The following is a 19,218-nucleotide window of genomic DNA, read 5'->3' on the forward strand; positions in this document are numbered from 1 at the left end:
CTTTCCCTTTTCAATTCATACAAAAAATGGTAAACTTGACATAGGAAGTGATGGCATGGCAAAACTGGAACTACAGCATATACAGAAACATTTTGGCAAGGTGAATGCAGTCAATGATTTCTCATTGAGGCTGAATGAAAAAGCATTTGTAGTATTGGCAGGACCAAGTGGCTGTGGAAAAACAACGCTGTTACAGTTGATAGCCGGATTACTTCCAGCAGATTCTGGCCGTATCATATTAAATGATACAGACATCACAACAACAGAACCAGGAAAACGAAAGATTGCGATGGTATTTCAGGAGGCCGCATTGTTTCCACATTTGAATGTATATGAAAATATTGCTTTTGGACTGGCTTATCAGGGAATGAAAGAAGCGAATATTCATAAGGCTGTTCATCAGATGGCAGAAATGTTATCAATAGATGAGCTGCTGGATCGTGCAGCGAATACACTCAGTGGTGGACAGATGCAGCGTGTTGCGATTGCTAGAGCATTGATTCGCCAGCCGGATCTGTTTTTGATGGATGAGCCATTAAGTTCTTTGGATGCATCTTTGAAATCAAAGCTGCGTATAGAAATTGCACAGCTGTATCAACGCTCAAATGCAACATTTCTTTATGTTACACATGATCAGATGGAAGCGATGACGCTTGCTACGGTTTTGATCATCATGAAGGATGGTGTGATTCAACAGGTTGGTAAACCAAGGGATTTATATCATGATCCATGTAATCTGTTTGTCGCAAACTTTTTAGGGCGTTATGGAATCAATCAATTCCATGGACATATTCAGCATCATACTTTATACTGTATGCAGAAACGAAAGGTATTGGATTTTCAGATAGAAGATCAGGAGGTATATGTTTGTGTCAGACCACAGGATATACATGAAGATGCACAAGGAGAAATCGGCCGGATTATTTTAATTGAAGATATCGGGGATGAAATTTATTATCATGTTTTGGTGAATGGTACGACGATTATTATGAAACATACGCATGAAAGGGAATATCAGATGGATGAAGAAATTCACATTGATTTTCATTGGGTGGATGCGCTATATTTCCATAGTAACACGGAGGAGAGAGTACACATTGGCTAGTACGACGAAAAAGAAGGCACACGTCTTCTTTTTTGTATATAATCGCACAAAAAAATCCCGATAAGCGATAACCTATCGAGATTCGTTTTAAATTTGGTGGAGCTTATCGGGATCGAACCGATGACCCCCTGCGTGCAAGGCAGGTGCTCTCCCAGCTGAGCTAAAACCCCAAGTTGCGTTATTAATATAGCATGCAGGGGGCATCTTTGTCAATGATTTCCAAACATCTATTGCGAAAAAATGCAAATTCCTATACAATAATACCAATTATACAAAAAGCGAGGGGATTTTTTTGAAGAACACAGTCAAAGAAGCATTGCGCTTATCATTCCCTGTCATGGTAGGCTATGTATTTTTAGGATTTGCTTTTGGATTATTATGTCAAAATCAGGGTTACTCCTGGATCTGGGCTGTATTGATGTCTGCGATTGTATATGCTGGAAGTATGCAGTTTGTATTATTGACCTTTTTTCATACAGGCTTTTCTCTTATAGAAGCATGCATGGTCACATTAAGTGTCAATGCAAGACAGATTTTTTATGGGATATCTTTTCTAAAAGAATTTCAGAATATGGGAAAAAAGAAATGGTATATGATATTTTCATTAACGGATGAAACATACTCTTTATTGTGTGCCATTCCAGATAAAGATACACCCCATGGAAAACAGCTGATGTTTTTTATATCTTTTTTTGATCAATGCTATTGGATCATAGGATCTTTGATTGGGGCAGTATTGGGAAGTGCCTTATCTTTTGATTCCACAGGCATAGATTTTGCGATGACAGCATTATTTACCGTTATCTTTGTGGAACAATGGATTGCAAGTACCCATCATGTATCTATCTTGATCGCAGTGTTTTGTATTGTGGTCAGTGCGTTGATTTTTGGATTAAAAAACTTTTTACTTCCGGCATTGATCCTTTTGGTTTTATTGCTTGCGATATTTGAAAAATATGTTGATCAAGATAAGGAGGATGCATCATGATAGGCGTAAAAGAAAGTCTGGCGATTATTCTGGTCGTGGCAATTACCACCTTTTTCACTAGAGCGTTACCATTTCTGATATTCAAAAATACATCCACACTGCCAGAAAAAGTTGTATACCTTGGAAAAGTGCTGCCTATGGCAATTATGCTTTGTCTGGTTGTATACTGTTTACGTAATACAGCTTTTCTTACATATCCATATGGCATACCTGAACTCATCAGTATTGGTGTGGTTGTGATATTGCATGTATGGAAACGTAATAATATGATTTCCATTGTTTGTGGTACGGTATTGTATATGGTGCTGATTCAGGTTGTATTTGCGTAAAAAAAAGCGATTACTCGCTTTGTAGGATACAGGAAATAAAATCTTTATATTCTTCCATGAATATAGTGTTTTTTTAAGTGATAAATGTAAAATCACGCTGGATATCAAAATCTTTTAAAGGAATCACCTCCATGGTTCCTTTTTTTAATTCTTCCTCCACTGCGGCTTTATATAGGAATGTGATTCCTGTATTTTCTTCCACTAAATGTTTAATGGCATTCATATTGCCAATTTCAATGGTATTAGAGAAATCCTGAATGGTCAAGTTACGTTCTTTCAATACACGCTCTAATACTTCACGGGTACCACTGCCTTCTTCACGAATAATCAAAGGTTCATCAAATAAATCCTGCAGGGTATAGACTGGCTTTTGCATTTGATAATCTTTTCCTTTTAACGCAACATATGGCTGTCTGCTTAACATCTGGTGTTCATAACGATGTAGTGGGAAATAGCCTTCCACAATCGCAAAACTGATTTCTCCATGATCTAACATCTGAAGCAGGGTTGCGGTATTTTCTACCAGCATGGTTAGATTGGTTTGCGGATGGATATGTAAATATTGTTTTATTCGTTTTGGTAGAATATATTCACCAATCGTCAAGGTAGCACCAAATTTGATTCTGGTGATATCTTTAATATTTCTTAAATTCTCCACCACACGCTTTTCATCTGCATTCATGGTGCGAAGGCAGCTGGCCAAATATTCTCCCTGTTTGGTAAGCACTAGGTTTTTTCCATGGTGGTCAAACAGTTTGATTTGATAAGTCGTTTCTAAATAACGGATATGCTGAGAAACAGCAGGCTGTGTGATACATAAAATCTCAGCAGCTTTGGTATAGTTTAATGTTTCTGATAATGTTAAAAATGTATATAAACGATAATCAAGCATAATAATTTCTCCTTTAACATAAGTATATCATGGATGAGTAAAAAGAAAAAGTCATGTTTGTTTCTGATTTGTGAACAAATGTATCTAAAATGTTTACATAAAGAAAACTGTTTTCAAAATATATTACAAAATCTTTCAAAGACTCTTTCATTTTATTTCATTTGTGCTATAATGGGTGTCACTAACACAAGATGTTAAAGAGAAAGGAAGGTGCCGATATTTATGGCCGAAAACAGAATTTTCAATTTTTCAGCAGGACCATCCATGCTGCCACTGGAGGTATTACAAAAAGCACAATCGCAGATGCTAAACTATGAGGGTAGTGGAATGTCGGTCATGGAGATGAGTCATCGTTCCAAAGCATATGATGAAATCATTACAACTACACAGGCAAGATTACGCCGTATTTTGAATATTCCTGACAACTATAAAGTATTGTTTATGCAGGGAGGAGGAACCATGCAGTTCTCTATGGTACCTTTAAACCTATTGCAGAAGGGAAAAGCCGATTATATCTTAACTGGATATTTCGCAGAAAAAGCTTATAAAGAAGCATGCAAGTTTGGGGATATCAAAGTTGCTGCATCAAGTAAGGAACAGGATTTCACTTTTATTCCAAAACAGGAAGATTTAAATCTTGATCCAGAAGCTGATTACGTTTATTTATGTGCAAACAACACGATCTATGGTACAGAATGGCAATATGTGCCTGAAACAAATGGTGTACCAATCGTTGCGGATATGTCAAGTGACATCCTTAGCAAACCAATTGATGTTTCAAAATTTGGAATCATCTTTGCGGGCGCTCAGAAAAACATGGGCTGTGCAGGATTAACTGTTGGCATCGTACGTGAAGATTTATTAGGAAATGCGAAAGAAAACACACCAGTGTTATTAGACTATAAAACACTTGCTGATAAAGATTCTATGTACAACACACCACCAACTTATGCCATCTATATTTTAGGACTTGTCTTAGAATGGATTGAAAACATGGGTGGTGTAGAAGTAATGCAGGAGAAAAACAAGAAGAAAGCTGCAATGTTATATGATTACTTAGACAGCTCTGACTTCTATACTACAACTGCAAACAAAGAAGATCGTTCTATGATGAATGTAACATTCCGTTCACCTAATGCAGAACTTGACGCAAAATTTGCGAAAGAAAGTGCTGCTGCAGGTATGAGTAACTTAAAGGGACACCGGGCAGTTGGAGGAATGCGTGCTTCTATTTATAACGCAATGCCAATCGAAGGTGTTGAAAAGCTGATTGATTTCATGAAGAAATTTGAGGCTGAAAACAAATAAAAAAGGAGAGAGAAAATTTTATGAAAGTAAAATTATTAAATAAAATCGCAAAAGTTGGTTTGGATCAGTTTGATGCAAATTACGAATGCAGTGAAGATTTTCAAGATTACGATGCCATTATGGTACGTAGCGCAAAACTTCACGATGTAGAATTCAGTAAAGATTTAAAATGTATTGCACGTGCAGGTGCTGGTGTAAACAATATTCCACTTGATCGATGCAGTGAAGAAGGAATCGTTGTATTCAATACACCAGGGGCAAATGCCAATGCGGTAAAAGAACTGGTTATTGCGGCACTTGTATTATCTGGAAGAAAGATTGCACAGGGTATCAACTGGGTAAAATCTATCGCTGATGATGACGATTTAAGTAAACAGATTGAAAAAGGCAAAAGTAATTTTGTCGGACCTGAAATTGCAGGTAAAAAACTTGGTGTTATTGGTTTAGGTGCCATTGGGGTACAGGTAGCCAATGCCGCAGCTGCTATGGATATGGAGGTTTATGGTTATGACCCTTATATTTCTGTACAGGCTGCATGGACATTGAAAGCCAGAATCAACCATGCAAAAGACTTGAAAACCATCTTTGAAGAATGTGATTATATCACTGTTCATGTTCCTTATAATGAAGCAACCAAGAACATTGTAAATGCGGAAGCATTTGATCAGATGAAAGACGGCGTTCGTATCTTAAACTTTGCACGTAATGGTCTAATTGATGAAGATGCATTGGTAAAAGCATTGGCAAGTGGCAAAGTTGGTGGATATATTACAGACTTCCCATCTAAAGAACTGTTACAATTTGATAATGTATTAGGTGTTCCTCACTTAGGTGCTTCTACTCCAGAAAGTGAAGAAAACTGTGCGGTCATGGCAGCAAATGAAATTCGTGATTACCTTGAAAATGGTAATATTACACATTCTGTAAATATGCCAGATATTCAAATGGCACAGGAAGCAAAATATCGTTTGTGTATCATCAATAAAAACATTCCAAACATGGTTGGTGAAATGACCACAAAACTTGCGAATGTTGGTATCAACATTGAGAATATGGCAAACAAGGCAAAGAAAGATTATGCATATACAATTTTGGAAACAAATGATGAAATCTCTGCAGAGCTATTGGATAAATTAGCTGCACAGGATGGTATCAAATCCGTTCGTTTAATTGTAAAATAAGTTGTAAAACAGACATTGCAAAAAGCTGATGTCTGTTTTCTTTTTTTGATAAATTTATGATATAATAAGAAAACCTGTGGAAGGAGGAGCCTTATGAAGTCATTGATTATTGCGGAAAAGCCAGAGCTTGGACGTGCGATTGCTAAAGCGATTGATGGACCAGATAAAGAGGTACATGGTGTCATTGTGAAAAAGAATGTAGTCATCACATGGGCATATGGACACTTGCTGCGATTGGCAGAACCAGATGAATATGATCCAAAATATAAAAAATGGAATAAGGAGGATCTTCCTATTTGTTTTGATAACTGGAAACTGGTGCCAGATGGTTCTAAAAAAGATCGTGTGCAACAAATCATCACATTGATGCAGGATTGTGACCAGATTATCCATGCTGGTGACCCGGATGATGAGGGACAGTTTCTGATTGATGAAATATTAGATTATGCCAAGAACACAAAACCGGTCAAACGTGTGTATATCAATGATAATACACCTTCCAATATCAAAAAAGCTTTTCATCAATTAATTGATAATGATGATAAATTAAGAGCTGTTGGACGAAGCGCTTATGCTCGTGCAGTCGCAGATTATGTAGTAGGAATTAATTATTCACGCTTGTATTCTTTAGCACTTCGTAGAAAAGGTATGAGTGTAGGACGTGTACAAAGCCCTACACTTGGATTAATCGTGACACGTGATGAATTAATTGATCATCATAAGAAACAAAAATACTATGAAATGGAAGTACAGGGGGATGTGGAAAAACAAGAAACCACCATTACCTTTGCATTAAAACCGAAAAATGATTTATTAGATGATGGAAAACACATCTTAAGTCAGAAAATCATGCAGGATATGTGTGATGATATTCTAAAAGAGCCGCATCGTAAGATGAAGGTAGATGAAAAGCTGATGGATGTAAAACCACCATTGCCTTTTAATCTGGCAAAACTTCAGGCCCATATGAATACAAAGTATGGCTTTGATTTGAGTAAAACCGATGCAATTACCCAGACTCTTCGTGATAAGTATCAGGCAATTACATATAATCGAAGTGATTCTCAATATCTAAAAGAGGAACATTTTACAGAAGCTCCTCAGGTATTGACACATGTTATGAAAAAACTGAATGAAACTTATCCTGTGGATTATAAAATTCATTCAGAATGTTTCAATGATAAATATGTCACAGCTCACCACGCTATCATTCCTACTATGTCAGATTTTAATATTGCGGCATTACTTCCAGATGAGCGAAAAGTGTATGAAGAAATCTGTCGTCAGTATATCATGCAGTTTTTACCACCTGTGAAAAAACGTCAGGTAAGTGCAGTCATCCCTACAGAATATGGGGATTTAAAAGCAACCAGTACCTTTATACTGGATGAAGGATATAAACAGTATTTTAAAAATAATAAAGAAGAAAAAGAGGATAATGAAGAAGTAGATACAGGTAAATTTGATCTTCCAAAAGGAAACTATGACGTTTCTTTACATGATGGTATCGTCAATGAAAAAGAAACCAATCCACCTAAACGCTATACCCAGGCATCTTTAATCAAAGATATGACAAGTATTGCCAAGTATGTTGAGGATAAAGAAATCAAAGAAATTCTGAAGAAAAAAGATAAGGATAAAAAAGGCGAAAATGGTTCTATTGGAACCAGTGCAACACGTAGTCAGATTGTGGAAACTTTAATCAAACGAGGGTATGTTCAAATGAAAGGAAAGAATATCATTTCTACTCAATTGGGAAAAGATTTTTATCATCTTTTGCCTGAAGAAATAAAGAAAGCTGATCTAACAGCAAAATGGTGGGTCATACAGGAAGATATCAAAGAGGGAAATGCGGATGTATCTACTCTTGTACAAAGTGTGCTAGATGCATTTACACCACACTTAAAAGAGAATCTTTCTAATCTAAAAGCTGGTGGGGAAGTACCGATTGATGATGATCGAGAAGCGATTGGGGTATGCCCAGTCTGTGGCAACAAGATTGTGGAAAACTCCAAAGGCTATGGTTGTGTGAATTATCGAAATGGCTGTAAGTTTGCGATATGGAAAGATGATCAGTTCTTCAAAAACATCCATAAAGATGTCAGTAAACCAATGGCAGAGAAACTGTTGAAAGATAAATACTGTCTAGTGAAACTTATGGAACAGGAAGAAGAAGTTGTGAAAATCTTACAGTTAGGCGTACGCAATGGCAGAGCAGTTTATCGTTTATTGGATAAGAAATAGATGAATATCAAACAGTAGCTTTATATCAAATAGAAAAAGCCTTCCAAGCCAAATCAGCAATGGAAGGCTTTTTTAGGTATCTTGTGATAAAAAAAACAATAAAAAGATAAAAAATGTAAGCGCTTATTTAAAATGCGGTCGGCATATCCCTAAACTATCATTTGAACCCTAAAAAATTGTGCAGTATATATATGAAAGTTATAATTTGAATATGAATAGAATCAAAATTTAGAAATAATAAATTAATAAAAAGATTTTATTTCATAGAAAAAATACTGTTTGAGGTGAGCTTATGAAAAGAAATATTGTGATAGGAATGATCAGCTGTTTATTGCTTTGTGGTTGTAGCAGTAAGGTTCAAGATGAAGTATTAACGATTTATATACCAGAGCATAGCGAAAAATGGATAGATTCGGGGACTATCACAGATAATCGTATAGATGTGTTAAACAAGAAATTGAAAGATAAAGGTAAACACTATACGGTGGAAGTAAAATCTGTTGAAAATAACCAGGCAAATCAAGATGTATTAACTGCGCAAAAAACGATGTTGGAAGAATTATCAAAGAATAAAGCAGATATTGTTTATTTTGATAGTAATCAACCATTATATGAATACTTTAAAGTATTAAATGAGGATTTTGAAAAAGAAAATGGTAAAAAACTTTTACAAGAGATACCAGAGCATCTATTTGAAGCAAATAAGATTAAACATAATATCTACTACATTCCTAAAGTGACCATACCTTATCAGCAGCTTTACGCAGTGTTTAATGATGCGTTTTATAAAAAGTACGAAAATGAGATAAGCGAAAACATAAACAATCCTGTCGATTTATTAAGTACTTTAATTCATTCTTATCAGAATGAAAAAAATGAAATATTAATGGATGGAAACCCATTAGCTTGTTTTACAATTTTGGCATCAGATTATATGCAAATCAAAGGAACTCCTTTATTCATAGATGAAAAAGGAAAAGTTATTAATCCTTTAGATGAAAAACGTTTTATGGATGTATATCAATTATTAGTTGAAGCTGATTTAAAAGGATATACGGGTAGAGATTTTACAGAAAAAGAGTGGGATACTTTTTATCAAAATGGTAAAACAGGTTTAGCATATTCATATTCATATTTAAGTAAAGACAGCTATGGGATAAGTGAAACAAATGGTAAGGAAATAGCTTTAAGTAATCATAAATATCCAGTCAGAACATCTGGCTATGGTATATTAAAGACAAGTGAACATGCGGATAATGCGTTTGATTTTTTGTGTGAAATCAATACGGATCAAGAACTATCAGATTTATTAATTTATGGAGAAAATCTAGAGAAGAATACAGATGGAAAAGTAGTGACAGATAAAAATTATTTTTATGGCTTGTTTATGGGTTCATTAGGAAATGATATGATCACTACACCACAAGCAGATCAAAATGCGGATAAGAAAAACTTTGTTTTTGAGCTTGATCATCAAATAAATGTAGAGTCATTAAAACCTAATATTTTAGATTTATCAAACGTGATTGAAAAAATTGATAAAATAAATAATATTTGGAATGATTTTGATTCTATTACAGCGGATTTTAAAGTATATGATCATAAAAAGATCTCAATGGATGAAGTATTACAAATGTTTTCTGAAGAGAATAAGAAACTAAAAGAAGCTGGTATGGATGAAGTAATTGCGGAGTTACAAAAGCAGGTGGACGCATATGAGTGAGTATAATCTTGAAGTATGTGAATTGGTAAAAGATTATGGAGATAATCGTGCTTTGGATCACGTTAGTTTTACATTAAAACATGGGATATATGCATTACTTGGACCAAATGGTGCAGGAAAATCAACATTGATCAATATTCTTTGTATGCTGTTAGATGCTAATGAAGGCTGTGTAAAATTCAATGGAACAGATATAAAAAAGTGTAAAAAAGAGTATTTGTCCAAGGTAGGATACATGCCACAGCAGCATTGTTTATATGAAGATTTTACATTACAAGATTATCTTTACTATATTGGCAATTTAAAAGGAATGAAAAAAGAAGCCATACGACAACAAAGTGAAGATTTGGTAAGAAAAGTGAAATTGGAAGATGTATTTCATAAGAAGCTAAAAGGATTTTCCGGTGGAATGAAACAAAGAGCGATGCTATGTGTTGCGTTATTAAATGATCCATCTATCCTGATTCTTGATGAGCCAAGTGCTGGTCTTGATCCTTTAAAGCGAATGGAAATGCAGAAGCTGATTGCGGAGTTAAGTAAAGATAAGATTATTATCTTTGCGACACACGTGGTAAGCGATGTAGAATCTATCGCAGATGAATATTTGATATTGAAAAAAGGAAAATTGTTGAGAAAAGAAACAAGAAAACAACTTGTATCACTATTGGAACATAAAGTAATGGAACAAGAAGTTGATCCATTGGAATATCAAAAGCTGAAAACAAATAATAAAATTAGCAATGTTCGCTATGATGGAGATAAAATGATGATTAGAATCATTGAACCAAAGGATGAAGGAAAAGGAATATATGTAAGTCCAAATATCAATGATGTTTACCTTTACATATTTGATGAAGAACATGTTGTACTATGAGGTGAAAAAAATATTTTCTAGACGGTATCATATCGTATTTTTATTGGGAATCATCATAGTGGCTAATGTTTTATTCTTTTACCAAAATAAAAATGATTCATTTAATGCAAGTGACTATAAACAAATACAAATCAAGCTAAAAGGTAAAACTGAAAAAGAGCGTTATGCTTATTTAAATGAATTACAGGATATAAATTCCTTATTTATGATGAAAGAAGCAGTAATAAATCATCAAGTAGATTTTAACGAATATGTTGAAAAGTATGGAAAAGAGTGGGTAAATCAAGTACTAAAAATGGAATATGAGGATATCGTGAATGATGCTTTAATCCATCGTCTGATAGAGGAAGAAGATAATTTACATTCTTATGATCTTTTTTTGAAACAGGTAAAACAACAATATGAAACAAATCAATCAATTTCAATTTTTCAAAACAAAGATCCATTTATACAATCAAGAGCTGACCAGACAAAAAGACTATATGAAAAGATGCATGTGAATATGCCTTCTTCCAGTGATGGTAGTTATGGTAGTGAAAAAGTATTGAAAAGCATGATTCCAGATGCATTGATTTTATTAACAGTCGCATACTTTTTCTATATATTAGTGGCATTTGAAGATGAAAAAGGTATGTTAAGATATGGTAGTATGATGAAAAAAGGAAGTAATCAACAGCTATTATCCAAGTGGCTTGCTTTATTGGTATTAGTCATGGGATTGGAAGCAATTTTTTTGTTAACATTGTTTTTGAACTCTGGTATGCAATATGGCATGCAAGATATCTTTCAGCCAATACAAAGTATTTTATATTATGTGAGCGTGCCTTATCATATGAATATTTTAAGCTTTATAGCGGTTGTATTTTGTTTTAAAATAATCATTTATGCATTTTTACTTGCGCTGTTGTTTATGGTCTATGCACTTGTGAAAAATTACTTATTAGCGATCTCTATTTCAGCTTTGTTTATTGGCAGTTTTACATTTTTGGCATCTACTTCAGGTGACAGTCATTTATTATCTTATTTAGGCCTTACACAGATTCTGCATCCTGAATATGCCTTAAAGAATGTATCCTATATCCGTTTCTTCTCTAAGGCGATTCCATATAATGTCTTATATGGATTATTCATCATTCTTATGATATTAGCTTTTGCGTTATGTTTTAAGCTGTTCCATAAACAGAGAAAACATATCCTGCATATAACTCATCAAGCAAAATCACATAAGGTACATGGTCTATTGTTTTATGAAATGAAGAAATTATGGATCAATGATTTTGGGATTGTGCTTATGGTCGTATGTTTGATTGCACAAATTTTACTATTAGCACCAATCATCAGTATGAGTAATATAGAAGATAATCAATACAATTATTATATCGATCAAATTGGCGATCATGTATCAAAGGAAGCAGATGAAAAAATAGCGCTGGAAAGACAGAAAATTGATGATGCGAAGCAGCAAATCATGATCGAAAAAGATTCTATAAAATTAAATGAATATATGAAAATACAATCCATGGAACAAGGTTTTTCTTTATATGAAAATCGTTATCGTGCAATCAAACAAGATTCTTTTTCACGTAAGTTAATCAAAGAGGATCAGATTAGGTTTTTGATTGATAACGATTATACACAAAGTCAAATGTTATTTGTATTATTGTTGTTTATGATTTTAATCACTATGCAAAGCTATGATCGAGAAAATTTAACAAAGGTTAAACGATTACAAAGTATGAGTGAACATATGGATACAAGGCTTAAAAAAGCGAAACTTATAACAATGGGAATAGGTGCTTTTGTTGGTGTTTTAGGCATGAACTGTATGATGTTGTTACATAATTATCAAATGTATCCAGGTGCAGATTATACGAATCGCTTATGTGATAGTGTTGTTTTCCATAACACCCATATAACATTATCCATCGGATTGTATCTTGTATTGTTGTTTATATGGCAATTATTCATCACTTGTATCCTGATGCTTGTTTTACAAAAGGTGTATCATAAGATACCACATGCCAAAATGATCACAATCATATTATTAACTATGATATTTCCATTATTGATGAAGGATACATCATTAGGTGTTTTCGCAATTTTTTATGATTTATATTATCCTATTACCAATTTCATAATGGCAGGTATTGTTTTAATTGGATGTGTGGGTATTTATATTGGATTTCACGTAGTGGAAAGGAGAAAGCGTTTATGAAGAAAGTCATTGCAGTATGTTGTTTATTGCTTGCATTATGTGGATGTCAAAGTGCAAAAAATGAAGGGAAAAGTGAGGATTACGCAAATATGGGGTTTCCAGGGATTAGTGAAGATGGCATTTATCATCTTGTGAAAACCGATTTTGCGAATGAAGTATATTTTTATGATTTTAAAACAGATAAAGATGTACCTTTATGTAGTAAGGTAAACTGTAATCACCAAAACGAAGATTGTGATGCTTATCGTTTGACTTTCTACAAAGATGAAGATCAAACTTTACATTTACCTCCGATTTATTATCAAAATAAAATCTATTATTTATATGAAAATCTACAGAAAGGGAAAACAACTTTATGTAGTTCTAATGTGGATGGTACGGATTTGAAAAAAATCGCAGATATAGCTGAAATGGCAGTTGTGGATAATGCTACCTTCTTTGATCAAAAAGTATGGTATACAGAAAATGCATTTGATGTAGATGATAAAGGCAATATTATATCCACAAGCAATCACTTTAAATTGATGTGCTTGGATTTGAATAATCATAAAACGGAAATCATCAAAGAAAGTGATGATGAGATGCTATTGGGTAGAGGCGTATATGATCATCAATATTATTTCATGGATGTTAATTCTGTAGATGGAAAGTCAGTAAATGAATTAGTAAAGTATCACGAAGATAATCAAACATTTGAGAGTATCTATCAATGTGAGAGTGGCAATTCTTTTCTCATTAACAAGTATTATTATGATTATGACAAAGAAGCAGGAAAGATTTTCCGCATGGATGTAAGTGATCAGTCAAAAAGTAATGTTATGGATTATCAACCGGAAAAAGGATATGAAGTATTTAGTGTACAAACAGATGATCAGGGCATTATGACTGTGGTATTAAAAAAGGATAATCAAGTAGTTGGAGAAAGTTATATTGACTTATTATCAGAAAAAGTTATTTCTGGTACAGGCAGGGTGATATATTTGAAAGATGGGGCGTATTATTGTTTAAATGATAAAGGTTTAATCTATAAAGAATAATTAAAATATAAAGAAAGTGATTATAAGGAAAATAAAAATCCTTCCATCGCCGATTTGGCAAGGAAGGATTTTTTTAGAACATATTACTGTTCTTCGTAGTAACAGCCTTCTTCTTGAGAAGGAGGAAAACGTCTGTCTTTTTCTACATCGATGTCACCGTACATTTCGTTACCGTTTTTATCGTAACATGTGTACTTTCCAGTTTTTTCGCAGTTCATGCCTGGACGGTATTTTTTAGTAGCCATTTCTAACACCTCCTGATTCTAGTATGGGACAACAAATAAAATGTTATACATATTCTTGTAATTTGTTTAAAACTTGGTACAATGAATATAGTTGGAGGAAAAGGATATGAAGGTATTGGCAAGTGATTATGACGGTACATTACGTACTGGTGAAATGGTAGATACAAAGGATGTAGAGGCAATTCATGCTTTTCGTGAACAGGGAAATGTGTTTGGACTTGTAACTGGAAGAAGTATGGAGTCTATAAAAAAAGAAATTGAAAGAAATGGTTTTGAGTTTGATTTTATTATCGCAAACAATGGTGGTGTGGTTTATGATGCTAACTTCAATAAACTGCAATGCTTATATATGGATTTTAATAAAGCACTGGATATCATTTCTTATATTAAAACACTGGATTGTGTTTCTTTTGTGATTAATGATGGCTATAATCGTTATAAAGTCAGGGTAGATGAAAACCAGATCGATCATAAATATGGCGATATGGCAGAAGTCACCAATGAAGAAGAAGTTTTGGATAAGGGAAAAATTGCACAGCTGGTAATTTCATTAAATGATCAGCAAATGGCACATGAAATCAGTGAATATATCAACGCTGAATTTAAAGGATATGTGGTTGCTTATCCTAACACCCATTGTGTAGATATTGTACCTGATGGAGTTTCCAAGGCAGAAGGACTTTATGTCATAGAAAGCTTTATGGATTTAGAGCATGATGATATTTATACCATTGGAGATTCTTATAATGATATTCCTATGTTGAAGGAATTTCATGGCTGTGCTGTCGCACATGCACAAGCGGATATTTTAAACGCGGCTGAACATGTTTATGATAGTGTAGCGGACGCAATTGTTGATTTACAATGACATGTAGTTACTGCATGTCTTTTTCATGTCAAAAAATATAGGTATATGGATAGTCTTTATGGTATAATAAACTAGCGAGAGGAGTGTTTTTCATGTTTAAGTACCTTACTCTTAACAACTTATTAACAATTATAAAGCAGCTGGCGGATATTGGGGTTGTCTGGTTGTTGTTTTACTACCTTTTGAAGATTGTAAAAAACAATTCCAGAACGATTCAGATTTTTAAGGGAATCTTAGTCATTGTCATTGCCCAGTGGATTGCAGGACTATTGGGACTACACACAGTCGAAACACTGGCTGCGACAATTATGAATTGGGGACCGTTGGCGATTATTATTATCTTCCAGCCGGAAATTCGTAATATTTTAGAGAAAATTGGAAAGACGAATGTTTTTTCACCAATCTCTACTTTAACGCTGAATGAGCGTGAAAATCTAGTAGAAGAGCTGGTAAAGGCCTGTACAGAAATGTCAAAGACAAAGACAGGAGCTTTGATTTCTTTGGAACAAGGGCATTCATTAAGTGATTATATCAAGACGGGAACACCAATGAATTCTGTAGTATCCAGTGAACTATTATGTTCTATTTTCCAATATGGAACACCGCTTCATGATGGTGCTGTTATTATTCAGGGTGTAAAAATCGCATGTGCTGCCGCTTATTTCCCACCTACTACAAGAGAATTGCCAACCAGTTATGGCGCAAGACATCGTGCTGCGGTTGGTATTAGTGAAATTACTGATTCAGTGACAATTATTGTCAGTGAAGAAACAGGTAATATTTCTATTGCTCAGGGTGGAAAGCTTTCTGTTATTTCACCTGCTCATCTGCATGATTTCTTGATGATGATTGTATGTCAGAAACAGGGCGATGAAGTAAAAGGTGAAAAAGATGTACAGAAGGAAGCATTAAAAGAAAGTATTGAAGCAAATGATGGCAAGAAACCAGGGGTATTTGCACATTACTTTAAAGGCAAGAATAAACGCTCTACAAAGAGTAAAGATACACCAGAAAACAAGTTTACCAAGAGTAAGAAAGAAGATTCTGTGGATGTACTACAAAGTGAAAATGTGGTTGTGGACAGCGAAATCGAAAAACTTGGTATTGCGGATCTGGTAGAAACACAAACAGATGCGCCACTTGATCAGCTGTTTGAAACAATCGTTGTGGATGCGGCTAAGGATGATGAAAAGACACAGCCTAAAAAAGAAGATGGCAAGGAAGAAGCACCTAAGCCGAAAAAACGTGGAAGACCAAAGAAGAAAAAAGATGATACTGAGGAAAAAGATGTAAAAGAAACAAAGCCAAAGGCGAAAAGCAAAGGGCGCAAGAAAAAAGATGAATTCATGGATGACATACTAGAAGCACAGGAAATCATATTTGATGATGGAAGTGCGGATTCTTCCTCGAAGAAAGATAAAGAAGGGAGGAAGTAAGCATGGCAAAAAATAAAAAAAGAACGCAGTTAAGTTCTGAAGGAAAAACAGAGCTTGCGAAAGCAATAGCGGAGAAAAGCCAGAATTTTGCGAAAACCTATGCGAATGTGGAAAACCAGATTGGAAAGTTTTTTAGATGGTTAAGCGGATGGTTAGATAAACTGTTATTCAACCAGAAGCATGGAAAACTGGTGGCACTTGTTTTAGCATTATTCTTCTATATCGCCATGAGTGGTGGAGAAGATTTGTTTAAAACAGATGAAATCAGTAAAAGTCTTGGCAAATTAAAAGTTGAACAGCGTATCAGTACAGAAATATATGAGGTAAATAATTTACCAGATGAAGTAGAAGTTACCGCAATTGGGGATATCAGTGATATCAAGAATATGAAATCACAGAATATTAAGATTGTGGCGAATATGACAGATTTAACAGAAGGTACACATGATGTCACACTGGAGGTTGAAAATGCGCCAAATCGTGTAAAAATCATTGTGGAGCCAAGCAATGCAACGGTTACCATTAAGAAAAAAGTAATCAAACGATTCTCTGTCGGCTTTGATTATGTCAATCGAAGTTCTATGAATAATCGTTATGATTTAAGTGAACCAGAATTAGAACAAGGTGAAGTATTTGTACGTGCCAGCAAAGATACACTGGATAAAATCGCTTATGTAAAGGCACTCATCAAGGTAGATGCGGATACGACAAAAGATTTTGAACAGCAGGCAACGATAGTAGCATATGATCAGGATGGTAATAAAATGGATAATGTGGACATTATTCCAGGCGATATGAAAGCGAAAGTGAAAGTTACCAGTCCTAGTAAAGATGTTAAACTGACACTGGTGCCAACAGGCAATGTGCCGGATAATAAAGCAATTGAATCCTATACGATGGATCATGAAACGATTACACTGTATGGAAAACAGGAAGCACTTGATAAGATTGATGAGCTGCCTATTACGATACCTGCCAGTACATTGACACAGGATCGTGAGATCAGTATGCCAGTGCCATTAATGAATGGGGTATCTGCGACAAATGTGGATGTTGTGAATATCTCCATTAAATTGGCAGATTTAAAAGATACTGTGGTAAAAGATGTACCGATTGAAATTATCAATGGCACCAAAGGATTGAATTACAGTATTTCAGGCAGCAAGACGAGTGATGTTACTGTAAAAGGTGCAAAGAAAGTAATTGATAAGATTGAAAAAGGTGATATAAAAATCACGGTTGATGTTAGTAAGATTGATAAAGCTGGCACATATAACGATATGGCGTTAAGTGTAGAAGGCAAAAACAAGCTTGCGACATATGAATTAAAGAATGCATCAATTTCTGTTAATGTAACAGGAAGTGCAGAATAGATAGGAAAGGAATGTATATATGGGAAGATATTTTGGTACAGATGGCGCCAGAGGACGCGCTAACGATACACTGACACTTGATATGGCAGTGAAGATCGGTCAGTATTTAGGCTGGTATTATGGAAAAGAAAACAAGCGCCATGCGAAGATTCTGATTGGAAAGGATACACGTTTAAGCAGCGATATGTTTGAAATGGGGCTTGCTGCTGGTGCAACCAGTACAGGTGCAGTTGTGTATCTGTTGGGTGTATGTCCTACGCCTAGTGTTTCCTTCTTGATTCAAAAGGAGCAGTTTGATTGTGGTATTATGGTAAGTGCTAGCCACAATCCATTCCACGATAACGGCATTAAATTATTCAATGGGGAAGGCTGTAAAATGGATCCTGCCATTGAAGCACTGATCGAGGATTATATCGATGACAAGAGTGAAATTGAAATTGCAGTTAATGAGAAAATTGGTCATACGATTTCATGGGATGAAGGATTAGAATTATATGAATCCTGGTTAAAATCCGTTGTAGATATTGATTTAAATGGTATGAACATTGCCTTAGATCTGGCAAATGGTTCTGCGACAAGCTGTGCAGCAGAAACATTATCTGCATTAGGCGCAACAGTAGAAGTCATTCATTCTGCGCCAAATGGTATTAATATCAATACCAAATGTGGTTCTACACATCCTCAAGAGCTACAGAGAATGATGAAGGAAGGCAATTACCATGTTGGTTTTGCTTTTGATGGGGATGCCGATCGTTTGATTGCAGTAGATGAAGATGGTAATCTGATTGATGGTGACCACACGATGTATATTTGTGGATGCTATATGCATGAAAAAGGTATCTTGCATGATGATGTGGTTGTCACAACCGTGATGAGTAACCTTGGCTTATATCACGCCTTAACGGCGAAAGGCATCAAATATGAACAAACAGCTGTTGGCGATAAATATGTATTTGAATGCATGAGAGAACATGGCTATTCTGTTGGTGGAGAACAGAGTGGTCATATCATCTTCAATGAACATGAAAATACTGGGGATGGCTTGATGACAGCATTAAAACTGTTGGAAATCATGGTCAACACAAAGAAATCTTTAAAAGAATTAAGTGAAGATTTATTTATCTATCCACAGTTACTAATCAACACACCTGTAAAAGATAAACATAAAGCAATGGAAGATCCTGAACTGTTAAAGGTTGTGGATGAAGTTGCGCGTGAATTAGGTGATGAAGGTAGAATTCTGGTCCGCCCAAGTGGTACAGAACCTTTGGTTCGTGTCATGGTAGAGGCGAAAACAGATGAACTTTGCGAACAATATGTAAATCAAGTGATTGATTTCATTAACGCAAAAGGATTATAAAAAGTACACAAAAGGCTCATTTGAGCCTTTTGTGTTTGTG

General features: G+C 34.8%; 16 protein-coding genes and 1 tRNA gene. 14 read left to right on the forward strand and 3 right to left on the reverse strand.

The window, feature by feature from the left end:
* Window positions 1-55: 55 nt before the first annotated feature.
* Window positions 56-1,105: an ABC transporter ATP-binding protein gene (locus DW761_RS04305; RefSeq protein ID WP_117454211.1), complete on the forward strand. Its 1,050-nt coding sequence runs from the start codon at window positions 56-58 to the stop codon at window positions 1,103-1,105.
* Between the two features lie 94 nt (window positions 1,106-1,199).
* Here the strand turns inward: DW761_RS04305 and DW761_RS04310 are convergent.
* Window positions 1,200-1,275 (reverse strand) — tRNA-Ala (locus DW761_RS04310).
* Window positions 1,276-1,442: 167 nt separating this feature from the next.
* Between DW761_RS04310 and DW761_RS04315 the strand changes: the two genes are divergently transcribed.
* Entirely contained in the window at window positions 1,443-2,093 is a 651-nt protein-coding gene (locus DW761_RS04315; RefSeq protein ID WP_199483613.1) for an AzlC family ABC transporter permease, read from the forward strand.
* Window positions 2,090-2,422, forward strand: a complete 333-nt coding sequence (locus DW761_RS04320; protein ID WP_117454213.1) for a branched-chain amino acid transporter permease — start codon at window positions 2,090-2,092, stop codon at window positions 2,420-2,422. The genes DW761_RS04315 and DW761_RS04320 overlap by 4 nt, the downstream gene beginning before the upstream one ends.
* Window positions 2,423-2,495: 73 nt before the next feature.
* On the opposite strand, the gene DW761_RS04325 is transcribed toward DW761_RS04320, so the two are convergent.
* Complete coding sequence (locus DW761_RS04325; RefSeq protein WP_117454214.1) at window positions 2,496-3,314, reverse strand: LysR family transcriptional regulator; 819 nt, start codon at window positions 3,312-3,314, stop codon at window positions 2,496-2,498.
* Window positions 3,315-3,536: 222 nt separating this feature from the next.
* On the opposite strand from DW761_RS04325, the gene serC reads away from it, so the two are divergent.
* The 7 genes from serC to DW761_RS04360 all read left to right on the forward strand — a co-directional run bounded on the left by serC (window position 3,537) and on the right by DW761_RS04360 (window position 13,896).
* A complete protein-coding gene (gene serC / locus DW761_RS04330) occupies window positions 3,537-4,622 on the forward strand; it encodes a 3-phosphoserine/phosphohydroxythreonine transaminase (protein ID WP_117454215.1) in 1,086 nt (361 codons plus the stop codon).
* A 20-nt stretch (window positions 4,623-4,642) separates the two neighbouring features.
* A complete protein-coding gene (locus DW761_RS04335) occupies window positions 4,643-5,803 on the forward strand; it encodes a 3-phosphoglycerate dehydrogenase family protein (RefSeq protein WP_117454216.1) in 1,161 nt (386 codons plus the stop codon).
* 93 nt (window positions 5,804-5,896) lie between these two features.
* Entirely contained in the window at window positions 5,897-8,047 is a 2,151-nt protein-coding gene (locus DW761_RS04340; protein WP_117516527.1) for a DNA topoisomerase, read from the forward strand.
* Between the two features lie 292 nt (window positions 8,048-8,339).
* A complete protein-coding gene (locus DW761_RS04345; RefSeq protein ID WP_117516528.1) occupies window positions 8,340-9,770 on the forward strand; it encodes a DUF3502 domain-containing protein in 1,431 nt (476 codons plus the stop codon).
* The gene (locus DW761_RS04350) at window positions 9,763-10,644 is read left to right on the forward strand and encodes an ABC transporter ATP-binding protein (RefSeq protein ID WP_117516529.1); all 882 of its coding nucleotides are present in this window, start codon (window positions 9,763-9,765) and stop codon (window positions 10,642-10,644) included. Before DW761_RS04345 ends, DW761_RS04350 begins: the two co-directional genes overlap by 8 nt.
* A 1-nt stretch (window position 10,645) precedes the next feature.
* On the forward strand, window positions 10,646-12,859 hold the full coding sequence (locus tag DW761_RS04355) for a hypothetical protein (RefSeq protein WP_233513021.1): 2,214 nt from the start codon (window positions 10,646-10,648) through the stop codon (window positions 12,857-12,859).
* Window positions 12,856-13,896, forward strand: a complete 1,041-nt coding sequence (locus DW761_RS04360; protein WP_117516531.1) for a hypothetical protein — start codon at window positions 12,856-12,858, stop codon at window positions 13,894-13,896. Before DW761_RS04355 ends, DW761_RS04360 begins: the two co-directional genes overlap by 4 nt.
* Window positions 13,897-13,979: 83 nt before the next feature.
* Here the strand turns inward: DW761_RS04360 and DW761_RS21135 are convergent, their stop codons facing one another.
* The gene (locus DW761_RS21135; RefSeq protein ID WP_178695082.1) at window positions 13,980-14,141 is read right to left on the reverse strand and encodes a hypothetical protein; all 162 of its coding nucleotides are present in this window, start codon (window positions 14,139-14,141) and stop codon (window positions 13,980-13,982) included.
* 106 nt (window positions 14,142-14,247) lie between these two features.
* On the opposite strand from DW761_RS21135, the gene DW761_RS04365 reads away from it, so the two are divergent.
* The 4 genes from DW761_RS04365 to glmM all read left to right on the forward strand — a co-directional run bounded on the left by DW761_RS04365 (window position 14,248) and on the right by glmM (window position 19,178).
* Window positions 14,248-15,009, forward strand: a complete 762-nt coding sequence (locus tag DW761_RS04365) for an HAD-IIB family hydrolase (RefSeq protein WP_117453370.1) — start codon at window positions 14,248-14,250, stop codon at window positions 15,007-15,009.
* 92 nt (window positions 15,010-15,101) lie between these two features.
* The gene (gene cdaA, locus DW761_RS04370; protein WP_117453369.1) at window positions 15,102-16,445 is read left to right on the forward strand and encodes a diadenylate cyclase CdaA; all 1,344 of its coding nucleotides are present in this window, start codon (window positions 15,102-15,104) and stop codon (window positions 16,443-16,445) included.
* Between the two features lie 2 nt (window positions 16,446-16,447).
* Window positions 16,448-17,818, forward strand: coding sequence for a YbbR-like domain-containing protein (locus DW761_RS04375; protein WP_117453368.1), 1,371 nt, complete (start codon window positions 16,448-16,450; stop codon window positions 17,816-17,818).
* 19 nt (window positions 17,819-17,837) lie between these two features.
* A complete protein-coding gene (gene glmM, locus DW761_RS04380) occupies window positions 17,838-19,178 on the forward strand; it encodes a phosphoglucosamine mutase (protein WP_117453367.1) in 1,341 nt (446 codons plus the stop codon).
* Window positions 19,179-19,218 lie beyond the last annotated feature (40 nt).

Source organism: Absiella sp. AM29-15, assembly GCF_003434225.1.
GTDB classification, from domain to species: domain Bacteria; phylum Bacillota_I; class Bacilli_A; order Erysipelotrichales; family Erysipelotrichaceae; genus Hoskinsella; species Hoskinsella hominis.